Origin of the sequence: Butyrivibrio sp. AE3004, assembly GCF_000703165.1 — a bacterium.
In the GTDB taxonomy this organism is placed as follows: Bacteria; Bacillota; Clostridia; order Lachnospirales; family Lachnospiraceae; genus Butyrivibrio.
This window is the reverse complement of sequence record NZ_JNLQ01000001.1, coordinates 148857-161096: the sequence shown is the minus strand read 5'-3', so window position 1 is coordinate 161096 and position 12240 is coordinate 148857. Positions and strand designations below refer to the sequence as shown.

Sequence of the window (12240 nt, the reverse complement as noted above, 5' to 3'; positions counted from 1 at the left end):
GTAGCTTTTAATCCATATCCCGATTTGAAAGTTTATTTGTCACGTGTGATGTGCATAAACCTCGTGCTGGAATTCGTCAACACTTACCAGATGCTGCTCAAAGAAAAGACAACTACATCTATATTGTGGAATAAGTACGAAATAATGGTAGAATTATCATATGGAAAATGTTGATTCTATTATCTCTTTTGTTATTAACTTAATAATATTCGTACTTACGTTAATCTTGACGATAAGGTTCTTTAGAGAGGATGGGAAATGGAGCCCATCCAGAGGAAAAAAAGCTTTCAGATACTTCACTACGCTTAGCAACGTGCTATGTGCGTTGACTTCATTGTGTATGTGTTTCTATCCGAATGCGATGTGTGCATATTATCTCAAGATAATCGGAACAGCCGGTGTTACGGTCACGATGTTGACAGTATTTTTGTTTCTGGGACGGATCTATGGTTATGCTGTGCTTCTTAAAGGATCTGATTTATTTATGCATTTAATAACACCGCTGCTTGCTCTCATTTCCCTTTGTGCATTCGAGAAAAGGGGTATTTCCTTTGTAGCTTCATTTATCGGAATGATTCCCGTTGCTCTATACGCCCCACTTTATTTATATAATGTGGTATTGGCACCTAAAGAAAAGAGATGGGAGGATTTTTACGCATTCAACAGGGACGGAAAATGGTGGATATCATATTTGATGATGCTGGTAGGAACAGCAGTTGTATGTGTTGGATTCTATTTCCTGCTCAATTTGTAAGTAGCTTCTAAAGTCCCACGCTTGCCTCCGGTGCCGGGGCAAAAAAGAAGATAAACCTAATAAGGTACCGGTTTAGCGACAACTAAATAATCAAGGTGTAAGATACACACATTAATTTTTCAAGCACCCCAATGGAACTACATAAACACCGTTTTCCATCTGGTACGCAATCTTATTTTTTGTGACAACCATGAGAAATGCTGGTTTGCCGGATTTTTCATAATCTATATCATTTGCTATCTTAATCAGGTTTTCAGCAGCCTGCTTAATATCCTCTTCTCCGCCAAGTTTAACCTCTATAAGAGCCCATGATCCGTCGTTAAACTGTATTACAGCATCTGCCTCTCGTCTTTTTGAGTCACGGTACTTATATACTCTTGCCCCCATAGTATCTGCATAAACTCTAAGATCATGTACAACCAATGACTCAAATAACAGCCCAAATGTTGTAATGTCTTTAAATATGCCTTCTGGAGTGATTCCCAAAGCAGCTGCTCCGATTGATGGATCTGTAAAATGTCTTGTTCCTTTCGTTCTGATAGCTGTCCTGCTTCTTAAGTTTGGATTCCATGCAGGAAGTTCTTCAATTTCGGCTTTTTCCATAGTATCGGGATCAATGTACTTGTATGTATCCATGTATGCTTCATATTCCTGCATTGTTATTTTCTTGCCATTATATGTGAAAGTACTGTTCTCATCATACTGATCAACTTCAGCGTCAAAATACTCAGCGTAGATGCTTGCCTGTTCGACAATTCTTCCATCAGCATCATATCTGGACAGATCAAGATACTGTCTTCCCATATGAGAAAAGTCGCTGTGGCCTATATATGTATGGCCATTACCTTCATAAATGGAGCAGAAAGCGGCTGTTCCGTCACCAAAAGTAAGCAGACAAACTTTTCCATCTTTTACATCGTAAACATGCATACCATTATTTATCATACATTATCGATACAACGCATGATTCCAATGAAAATGATAAGTGAAACAGTCAGCCTTTTCAATCTATTTTGGTAAATGCCATTGCCCATTTTTAGAAATAAGGAATTCTTATATCTGCCTATAAGATTAGTATGTTTTACAAAGGTGCTGTAGTGAAGCATAATGACCTACAACAGATGAACGGAAAAATGATAACAAGCGGAGGAGAACAATGTCATACGAGGTAGAGAGATACAAGGCAGATATCGTAGTCATAGGCGGAGGATTGGCCGGTTCAACCGCAGCACTTCAAGCCAGGGAAGAGGGGCAGTCGGTAATAGTTCTTGAAACCGGTAATACCTACAGAAGTGGCTGTGCAGGAACCGGAGTAGATCACATCTTCAGCTATGTACCACCGGTACATGAAAAAGTTGGATATACCAAAGAAGATATGAAAAAGGACATGGTCATGTTCAGTAATCTTGAAAAGGGTCTGGGATTTACAGAGTTAGGTGACCTGTTCGTGGAAAAAAGCTTTGACAGAATTATAGGTCTTGAGAAATATGGAATCAATTTTGACTTCGGTGGGAAACACCTTGTAAAAGGCTATAGACTTGTTCCACAGTGGCAGAGCATCCCGACGAGTTTTCATTTCGAGGGAAGAGATATAAAGGTAAAGCTCACTGAGGCAATGAAAAAAGCCGGAGTTCAGATAATCAATCGTGCACAGGGAGTAAGGATTCTGACGTCCAGGGAAGGTAAAGCAGCAGGAGCTATAGCAATCTCAACAAGAGAAGAGAAGCTATACGTTATTTCGTCAAAAGCAGTAATTCTTACAACAAACGGAATCGGAGGAAGGCTGGGTGAGAAAGCAGTCACAACCTACACACATCTTGAAAGACCCAGTGCCAGTACATCTGGCTCAGGAATATCCCTATCACTCAGGGCAGGGGCAGAGGTAACAAATCTTGAATTTGCGCTTCATGACAGTTCTCTTTCTTTTGAAGGGTTTAATTTCCCGGTAGGAGCACCCGGTGGAAGCTGGTGGCCAGCAGGTCGCCTTATTGATGAACAGGGTAATGTTGTAGTCGAGAGGACTTATGAGCTGGATATTGATGATCCGGATTATGTAGAGAAAAACAGGGAACTATACGCTAAGTACAACAGACAGAAAAAGAATATGAAAAAGCTTTTGTCGGAGGGTGAACAGCTTTATGTGGATTTTTCGGAGGCCACGGATGAAGAAATAGAGGAAATCAGACATGCACTTGCAAATGAAGGAAGAATGTGGCTGTGGCTTAAGAATTTCGATGCAGAGAACCTTGATCTGAAATCAGTAAGGATCCCTTACAAGGAAGTACGACATGTTAGTGTCGGAGGAACAGACACTGGTGTCCTTGTAGATGGACACTGCGAGTCAACTGTTGAAAATCTGTATGCGGCAGGAGATGTTATGGGAGCTGTTGGATGTACCTGTGCACCCGGAGCGGTCGTATACGGATATGAGGCAGGACTTCAGGCATCGATAAAAACCAGGGATGAAGAATATCCTGAATTTGATGAATCACAGGTTGAAGAAATAAGAGAACTTGCTGAAAAGATTAGGTCCAAGGGTTCGGAAGGCACAACATGGAAGCAACTTGAGAGTACTCTTCAGAGCATAGTCGGATTGTACGGAAGATTTCCGATAAGCGATGCAAAGATAGAAAATGCTCTGGATGCCCTTTCAGAGATAAGAGACAAATTGGAATTATCCGCGGATAATCCCCATGATGTTGCAAAGGCCTTTGAAGTACTGACCCTTCTTGATTCTGCAGAGGCGATTTTTACCGCAGCCTCAATAAGGACCGAAAGCTTTGGGGGATACGTAAGAAAGCATACAGGAGATATAAAGCCTAGTCAGAAACGGGAATTATATGGTTTGTTTTATAACAAGGAGGGGAAACTTGATTATAAAGTACATGCGACAGGAATTAAATAAAACCGGAAGGAGATTCAAATGGCTACAATTATTGATTACAAAAAATGCACAAATTGCAAGGTTTGCTACGAACGCTGTCCGGAAGGGTTATTCGAGCTGGATGGAGATGGAAATGTATATGTGGCAAGACCCGATGAGTGTTGGTTATGCGGGGCTTGTCAGATGGACTGCCATTCAGGTGCCCTTAGGGTTACATACGATTTGAACAGCAAACCGGTATTTGTAAAGTTAAAATAACTCAGTTTATCAAAAAGGAGGAGCAATATTATGAAGAAGAGAAGTTTATCAATCACATCAATACTATTAACAACAATCCTGGCACTTTCAGGATGCGGCTCAGCATCGGCAGATAGCACGGTGCAGGGAGCGTCTGCAGAACAGGAAGAAGCGGATGTACTCGGAGCAGAAAGAACAGCTGATGGAGAAAAAGTACTTAATGTAGGCTTACAGCAGGTTCCGGATCAGCCGTTTAACCCCGGACAGATAACAAATACCTGGAATGACATTGAAGCTCCAATCTTTGAAGCGCTTATAAAGATGGATGGAAATGGTGAGTATAGTCCTAATCTTGCAACGAGCTGGGAGCTTGCTGATGACTCGCTCTCATTCACCCTTAAGCTTCGTGATGATGTGAAGTTCAGTGACGGAAGCGACTTTACCAGTGAAGATGTAAAGTTCACACTTGAATATTACGGAAAAGAGGAATCAACCCAGGCTGATAGCAATCTGATCAGAAAATATATAAAGGATATAGAGACACCGGATGATTATACGGTTGTGCTTAATTTCAATGAACCCGTAGCAGAATTTGAGTATCTCCTTTCTTCAAACGGAACAGGAACCGGACTCATTTTACCAAGCGATTATTTCGAACAGGTTGGAGAAGAGGAGTTTGGAAAAAAACCTGTAGGAACCGGACCTTTCGTTCTTGAGAGCTTTACAGCAGGAGACAGTGCAATATATACAGTCAATGAGAATTATTGGGGAACAAAGCCCGGCTATGACAGGCTGGTCATCAGGCAATACGCCGAGGAGAGTACCAGAGTCGCAGCTCTTCAGGCCGGAGAGATTGATTTTGCTCCAATAGGTGCAAACAGTGTTGCTACCATAGAAGGCACTGACGGTATAAGCGTCGAGGAATCACCATATGCATCAACACTCGGACTCTTTATAGCGGGAGCCTATGATAACACAGGTGAAGCACTTCAGGATGCGAAGGTTCGTGAAGCACTGAGTCTTGCAATAAACAGGGAAGAACTTGTAAGTGCGGTATTTGAAGGTAACGCTGTTGCAGCAGGTGTGTGGGGACTTTATCCTTTCACCTATGGCTATGATGACTCCAGAAAGGAAGCTGCAGAATATAATCCTGAGAAAGCTAAGGAACTTCTGACAGAAGCAGGTTATCCCGATAACTTTGCTGATCCTGTTATTCCGTTCTATTTCGGACTTGCAACTGTTTATGCAGATGATGTTGCGCAGGCACTTATAGCATATTGGGAGGAGATAGGACTTCAGGTAAATCTGATACCGATCGATCCTACAGAACTCGGAACTCTTAGAAAAACAAAGCCAATACCGGAAGAATTTGAAGGTGCGGTTTATTTCTTCAATCCCCCGAAAAAATACAGTGCTTATGATGCATTTGCACCTTTCTATCCTTCAACTTCAAGAATTGGTCTGATCCAGGGAAACGAAACTCTCGATAAGGCAGTTGATGATATTATAGCTCTTTATGGTGAAGATCGTGTAAAGAAGGTAGATGAAGTACTTGATATCATTGAACAGGAGAAGGTATCAGTACCGGTTGTGTATCCTGGTGAGTATTATGCGGTAAGCTCCAGGATAAAGAGTTTTGATAAGAATGCATCGGGACATCTGGGATATTGGTTCCAAACATTTGAACTTAACTAGGATATAGCTATGAAATATTTTTTAAGTAAGATACTGCAATCACTTATAACATTATTTCTTATATCGATAGTAGTCTTTACTGCACTTCGTGCGACAGGTGACGGTGTGCTGAATTTGCTGCCGACGAATGCATCTGAGGAACAGATAGCATTCTATACTGCCAAACTGGGATTGGATAAACCTGTCGCACAGCAGTATCTGATATATGTAAGGGATCTGCTTCGAGGGGACTTTGGAACCTCGTATACGAGTAAGAGAAGCGTCATTGAGATGATAATGGAGAAACTGCCATACACAATGGAGCTTGCGATATGTGCGATACTGGTTGCATTTGTAATAAGCATAATATTTGGAAGTTTGTCTGCGGTTTATGAGGGGACCTTTTTTGACAGACTGGTATGTGGCACATGTGCATTGCTCCAGGCAGTTCCAACCTTCTTCATTGCTATCATACTTATACAGTTTATCGGAGTTAAGCTAAAGCTCCTTCCCTTTTCAGGTGCCAGTTCAGTAAAACATCTGATAATGCCCGGAGGAGTACTTGGCATTGCAGTATCCTCCGGTATGACCAATCTTTTGAGAAATAATATGATACATGCGTTAAAAAGTGATTTCATTAAATTTGAGAGACTGAACGGTCTTAGGGAATTGAGTGTAATACTACGACACGCACTTAGAAATTCCTTTGCATCGCTGCTCTCCATGAGTTCATTCATATTTGCACATCTTATCGCAGGAAGTATAGCGATAGAAACGGTATTTGCATGGCCGGGACTTGGAACCTTGTCTTATACGGCAGTAACGGGGAGAGATTTTCCTCTGGTTCAGGGTATAGTTATTATCCTTTCTACATTTACCATTCTGCTTTCACTGTTGATGGATGTTATCTCAGGTCTTATAGATCCAAGACTTAGAACTGGCAGGTAACCTGATGAAAAGAGCAAAAAGATTTCCGTGGATTTCCGGATTAATAATTTTAATATTTGTGTTATTGGGTGTGGCAGGACCACTGATCACACCCTATGATCCAACAAGCATGAGCCTATCGGATAAATTTATACCACCTTTTTTCATGGAGGGTGGGAGTTTCAAGCATCTTCTTGGAACAGATGAGCTTGGAAGAGATGTCCTTAGTCGCATCATAATAGGAGGAAGAATATCGCTTATTGTAGCACTTGCAGCGATAGTAACGGGATGTGTTTTTGGAACAGCACTTGGAATTGCGGCAGGGTATTACGGAAAATATGCAGAAACAATCATAATGAGGCTGACAGACGCCTCGCTTGCATTTCCGGCTATATTGCTCGCACTTTTATTATCACTTAGCATAGGACCGGGAATAAAAAGTGCGATCATCTCAATTGCTTTTTCAATGTGGGCTAAATACACAAGGACTGTGAAAACTGATATCCGGATATTAAAACTGAAAAACTATGTAAGACAATCGAAGATAATGGGGGCTACAAACCTAAGAGTCATCTTTAAGCACATTCTGCCGAACATCAGCAGTCTTGTTATTTCAATGCTGACAATGGACGTGGGAATGGCAATCATATCGGAAGCATCCTTGTCATTCTTGGGACTTTCGGTTATACCACCCACACCTTCATGGGGCCTTATGATAGCAGATGGTAAAGACTACTTTGCACGGGCAGCCTGGGTATCGATTTTTCCGGCTATAGCCACTGTGATTACCGTTATTTCCTTCCAGCGGATAGGAGAATATATCAAAAACAGGAGATAGTAATATGGAGCATAAACCGCTATTGGAGGTCAGAGAGCTGAGTGCCACTCTTAAGGCTAAGGATGGTGATGTTCATATCATAAATGGTGTAAGCTTTGAGGTGATGCCCGAGGAGACCTTCGGGATAATAGGTGAATCCGGGTGCGGCAAGACAATGACCTCTATGCTGATAATGAAATATGCCGCCCGGCTGGGATTAAATGTTGACCATGGCGAAATCCTTTTTAATGGTGAGAATATCCTGAATTTTAACAAAAAAAGAACACTCTCATATAACGGCGGGGAAGTGGCCATAATCCTGCAGGATCCGATGCAGGCTCTGGACCCCTTATATAAGATAAAAAGTCAGATGATCGAAATAATACGAAGACATAGAAAGGTATCCCGAAGAGAAGCCATAAGACAGATGTATGAGATTACTTCGCAATTATCTATCCCGAGAGAGAAGCTGGATTGTTACCCACACCAGTTAAGCGGTGGAATGCTGCAGAGAATCGTTGGAGCCATGGTTGTCAGTACCAGACCAAGGCTCATTATCGCAGATGAGCCCACAACCGCATTGGATGTGACAATACAGATACAGTATATGAAGCTGTTAAAAGAGATACAAAGAATCTATCATACGGCAATAATTTTCATCTCACACGATATACATGTCATATCCATGATCTGCGACAGGATAGCTGTAATGTATGCAGGGCAAATAGTTGAGATGGGAACAAAAGAAGAAATCATGGCAGAACCTGGACATCCTTATACAAAGGCACTCTTTAATGTTGCCAGCCTTGGAAGAATACCTGACGAATTATATGACACAATAGAAGGAACTCCACCTGATCTTAGGAATCTTCCTTCAGGATGTCGTTTTGCCGACAGATGTATTCACTGCACGGCTAATTGTCAAAATAAAATGCCGGAGTTCAAAATCTCCGGAACTGATCATAAAGTATGTTGCTGGAGACAGTAGTATGAAAAATATTGTAGAACTTAAAGGCGTAAATAAGATTTATACTGATAAGTCATTATTTGGAAAAACTAAAAAGGCTCATATTCTTAAGGACATCACCCTGTCTATCAAAGAGGGGCAGACATTAGGTCTTGTCGGTGAATCCGGATCCGGTAAAACAACACTTACGAGAATGATCTTAAGACAGGAAGCAGTCTCATCAGGTGAGATTTATTATAAAGGGAAAAATACAGCGGATTTTACTTCTGAGGACGAGAAGGAATACAGAAGGGCCGTCCAGGTGGTATTTCAGGATCCTGTCAGCTCCCTTGATCCCAAAATGAAGATAAAGGATATAATAGCGGAACCCTTGGAGATATCTTCTGAATTAACTAAGGAAGAGAAATCAGATCGTGTCAGGAAAATGATGTCATATGTAGGACTTGCGGAGGATTATCTGGACAGGTATCCGGGTCAATTCAGTGGCGGTCAGCAGCAGAGAATAACGATTGCGAGGGCTCTGGTACAGTCTCCGCGCCTCCTTATACTTGATGAACCTGTATCTGCACTGGACGTATCTGTCAGAGGACAGATCATGAATCTTCTGAAATCCTTTCAGTCAAACCATAAGGTGTCTTATCTTTTTATATCTCATGACATTATAACTGTAGGCTTTCTCAGCGACATGATAGCAGTAATGTATTTCGGGCATATAGTTGAGTATGCCTCAACGGATACCATTTTGAACAGACATCTGCATCCATATACTGCTATGCTTCTTGAATCAAATGGCGCCAAGAATCTTGATGAGGTTGAATCGGATACATCCGAAGCGCCATCACATCTTAATCCTCCTAAAGGGTGTCCCTTTGCAGAAAGATGCAGATTTGCCACAGCTTCCTGCAGGGAGCGCATACCGTATTTTGAAGAGGTGGAAAAAAATCATTTTGTTGCCTGCCATAACCTGGAAAGCATACAAAAATACGACTTTAAAAAACATATAGTAAGAACCGAGAAACCGGAATATATCATATAAAGACATATGAATCAGTAAAAAACGTATACAGGTGAGGAAAAAAGTATGGGAAAAATATACGGAAATATCACAGAACTTATCGGAAAAACACCAATCCTGGAACTATCAAGATATGAAAATAAAATTGGGACGGATGCACACATTCTGGCAAAGTTGGAATTTTTCAATCCTATAGGGAGCGTTAAAGATCGTATTGCCCTGAATATGATAGAGGGAAAAGAGAGGTCGGGAGAACTTAAGGAAGGCGGTACGATACTGGAAGGAACTTCAGGAAATACAGGGATTGCTCTTGCTGCTATTGGCGCTGCACGGGGCTACAAGGTAAAAATAGCAATGCCCGATAATCTCTCTGAGGAAAGGATACGCCTTATTCATGCTTATGGAGGAGAGGTTATTCTGACACCGGCAAAGGAAAACATGGCAGGAGCCGGTGCAAAGGTTGCTGAGATAAATGAGCAACTGGATGACGGAGCCATAATGGGGCAGGGGTGCAATGCCAATAATCCCGGGGCGCACTATAAAACAACAGGACCTGAGATATGGGAAGACACAGACGGAAATGTTGATATTTTTGTCGCAGCCTGCGGAACAGGCGGAACAATAAGCGGTACCGGCAGATTCCTCAAAGAAAAAAATCCGGATATCAAAATAATAGCTGTGGAACCAAAGGGCAGCGCTATTCTTAACGGAGGCGATCCAGGATTACACAAGATACAGGGAATCGGTGGAGGTACAACACCGCCTGTTACGGATGTTGAACTGTTCGACGAAGTAATAGATGTTACTGATGAAGATGCGTACGAGATAGCAAGACTTATCCCCAGAACTGAAGGCTTTACTATAGGAATATCAGCCGGCGCAGCGATCTGGGCTGCAGGAGAGGTTGCCAAAAGGCCTGAGAATGCAGGAAAAAAAATAGTCGTTATAGTACCGGACAGCGGAGATCACTATCTTACGGGGGATTTATACGATTACTGATATACGGGAATAAACTGAGGGTAAGCATGATGAATATAAAATATAAAATCACAAAGGACAATATTAACTGGGAAGAGGTCGCAGGGGTGCTAAGAAAGGCTCATTTGTCAGATCATACTGCAAAGGAACAGCAGACAGTTTTTGAAAATAGCTACGCCGTCGTATTTGTTTACGACGGCGATTCCATAGTAGGAGTTGCCAGAGCTCTTTCTGACGGATTATTTCAGGCAGCTATATACAACGTTGCGTTGGATGAAAAATATCAGGGAAAGGGCATAGGAAGAGAAATGATGAAAAGACTTACAAGTCAATTGAAGGGGCAGAATATCATACTCTATACACATCCACAAACAGTACTTCTATACGAAAAACTGGGATTTAGAAGAGCAAAAACCGCTATGGAATTGTTTGACACAAGTGCCCAAAAGCTGGAATGGTTGGAAGATACCGGATTTTTTCTTCCGGAAAATTACAGATTCTGCGATGAATATAAAAGGTCTGATATGAAGGGACCTGCCTGGAAATATTCAAAACATAATAACTAAAACTTATATGGGCCTATAAGAACAGTGTCTTTTACAAATCATACGCTCTAAAGCATAATTTCAATAAAATCTAACAGGAAAAGAGGTATTGATCATGGGAAATGCATGCAGCATAGCTGAACACAGAAAGAAAACAGCAAGCGGAGCTTTGCTTGACGGATATACGGATGAGCTTGCAGAGAAATTCGCAGCTGAGGTTGGAGCTTCACCCCGTCCAATGGAAACGAAAAATGAGATAGACGAAAGAGGGGCATTTGTCAGACAGCCAAATGCCTTTATTGGAAAAGCCGGAGAAGGAGAAGGGGAGTGGAAGCCTGAGGCCGGAAGGTATCAGATTTACTGGATGAAGGGGTGTAACTGGTCAAACAGACCGGTTATAGTCAGAGATATCCTGGGACTAACCGATGTTATCTATGATATCAGAACTTCACACAGTGGACAGACAAACAAATACGGACATGGTTTTGGGGAGCAGGATGGATTCAAGGATCCCAGGACCGGTGCATACTTCCTGTCAGAATTTTATAAAAATGCCAATCCGAATTTTAAGGGCAGAGCTACAACACCGACAATCGTAGACATTAAGGAAAAAAAGGCAGTTAACAATGACTATCACAGAATGACTAACTATTTGGAGGTGAATTTCAGAGCGTTTCAACCGGAGGATGCTCCTGATCTTTATCCCGTAAAATACAGAGATGTGATCGATGAATTTAATGATTGGCTTTTTCCGCATATAAACAACGGTCATTACAGAATGGCATTTTGCCAATCGCTGGAAGCATACAACGAAGCCTTTGAGGATTTCTATTCATCTATGGATAAGCTTGAAAAAAGGCTTTCGGAAAACAGATTTTTATTTGGTGACTATATTACAGATTCCGATATCAGATTCTTTGTTACAATTGTGCGCTGGGATACAAGTTACTTTAGAAATGTGGGACCAATCCGCCGAAGAATTGCAGATTATCCAAATATCTATGCATATATGAAGGAACTGTACAATATACCCGCATTTAAAAATGCAACTTTTGTTCATGATCTTGTGCTGGGTAAAAGTGAATCGGATCCCGATAAGGATCTGTTTGCTGACTGGAATACAAGGATTGCAAGCCAGATCAATTATGATGAACTGTGGGCAGACGATGGCAAGAGAGCAAAGCTTTCATCTGATCCAACCGGAGATATTTATCTAAGACATCCAAAAGGGGAAACTGTTGAAGAATATCAAAGTGAGATATCTGTATCCCACTGGAACAGTTCAAAACAGGCTGACAGAGATCCCAGCAATCCAAATAACAGCATCCTGAGAGTAGATGCAAGTGTCAACCCTCTCAAGGGTCTTCTGAAGAACAATTGAAATTTATCTGTTATGTCAGTACATTGTTTCCTTAAATAACAATATTTTGAAGAGAGGCAGG

12 protein-coding genes are annotated in these 12240 nt (G+C 41.6%); 11 read left to right on the top strand and 1 reads right to left on the bottom strand.

Going from position 1 to position 12240, the window contains the following annotated elements:
* Positions 1-160 precede the first annotated feature (160 nt).
* On the top strand, positions 161-754 hold the full coding sequence (locus BV60_RS0100855; protein ID WP_156035898.1) for a hypothetical protein: 594 nt from the start codon (positions 161-163) through the stop codon (positions 752-754).
* Between the two features lie 111 nt (positions 755-865).
* Here the strand turns inward: BV60_RS0100855 and BV60_RS21485 are convergent, their stop codons facing one another.
* Positions 866-1699 (bottom strand): DUF4143 domain-containing protein, encoded by an 834-nt coding sequence (locus BV60_RS21485; protein ID WP_051656410.1) that lies wholly within the window; start codon positions 1697-1699, stop codon positions 866-868.
* 211 nt (positions 1700-1910) lie between these two features.
* Between BV60_RS21485 and BV60_RS0100845 the strand changes: the two genes are divergently transcribed.
* From BV60_RS0100845 to BV60_RS0100800, 10 genes are all read left to right on the top strand, one after another.
* A complete protein-coding gene (locus BV60_RS0100845) occupies positions 1911-3659 on the top strand; it encodes an FAD-dependent oxidoreductase (protein ID WP_029318940.1) in 1749 nt (582 codons plus the stop codon).
* A gap of 18 nt (positions 3660-3677) precedes the next feature.
* Entirely contained in the window at positions 3678-3896 is a 219-nt protein-coding gene (locus BV60_RS0100840; protein WP_081846519.1) for a 4Fe-4S dicluster domain-containing protein, read from the top strand.
* Between the two features lie 30 nt (positions 3897-3926).
* Positions 3927-5570, top strand: a complete 1644-nt coding sequence (locus BV60_RS0100835; protein WP_029318938.1) for an ABC transporter substrate-binding protein — start codon at positions 3927-3929, stop codon at positions 5568-5570.
* A gap of 9 nt (positions 5571-5579) precedes the next feature.
* Entirely contained in the window at positions 5580-6497 is a 918-nt protein-coding gene (locus BV60_RS0100830; protein WP_029318937.1) for an ABC transporter permease, read from the top strand.
* A gap of 4 nt (positions 6498-6501) precedes the next feature.
* Positions 6502-7314 (top strand): ABC transporter permease, encoded by an 813-nt coding sequence (locus BV60_RS0100825; RefSeq protein WP_051656409.1) that lies wholly within the window; start codon positions 6502-6504, stop codon positions 7312-7314.
* 4 nt (positions 7315-7318) lie between these two features.
* Positions 7319-8281 carry an ABC transporter ATP-binding protein gene (locus BV60_RS0100820; RefSeq protein ID WP_029318935.1) on the top strand — a complete coding sequence of 321 codons (963 nt, stop codon included), beginning with the start codon at positions 7319-7321 and terminating at the stop codon, positions 8279-8281.
* A gap of 1 nt (position 8282) precedes the next feature.
* Complete coding sequence (locus BV60_RS0100815; RefSeq protein WP_029318934.1) at positions 8283-9296, top strand: oligopeptide/dipeptide ABC transporter ATP-binding protein; 1014 nt, start codon at positions 8283-8285, stop codon at positions 9294-9296.
* Between the two features lie 45 nt (positions 9297-9341).
* Positions 9342-10274, top strand: a complete 933-nt coding sequence (cysK, locus tag BV60_RS0100810) for a cysteine synthase A (RefSeq protein WP_029318933.1) — start codon at positions 9342-9344, stop codon at positions 10272-10274.
* Positions 10275-10300: 26 nt separating this feature from the next.
* Positions 10301-10819 (top strand): GNAT family N-acetyltransferase, encoded by a 519-nt coding sequence (locus BV60_RS0100805; protein WP_242840916.1) that lies wholly within the window; start codon positions 10301-10303, stop codon positions 10817-10819.
* A 94-nt stretch (positions 10820-10913) separates the two neighbouring features.
* Positions 10914-12179 carry a glutathione S-transferase C-terminal domain-containing protein gene (locus BV60_RS0100800; RefSeq protein WP_081846518.1) on the top strand — a complete coding sequence of 422 codons (1266 nt, stop codon included), beginning with the start codon at positions 10914-10916 and terminating at the stop codon, positions 12177-12179.
* Positions 12180-12240: the final 61 nt, after the last annotated feature.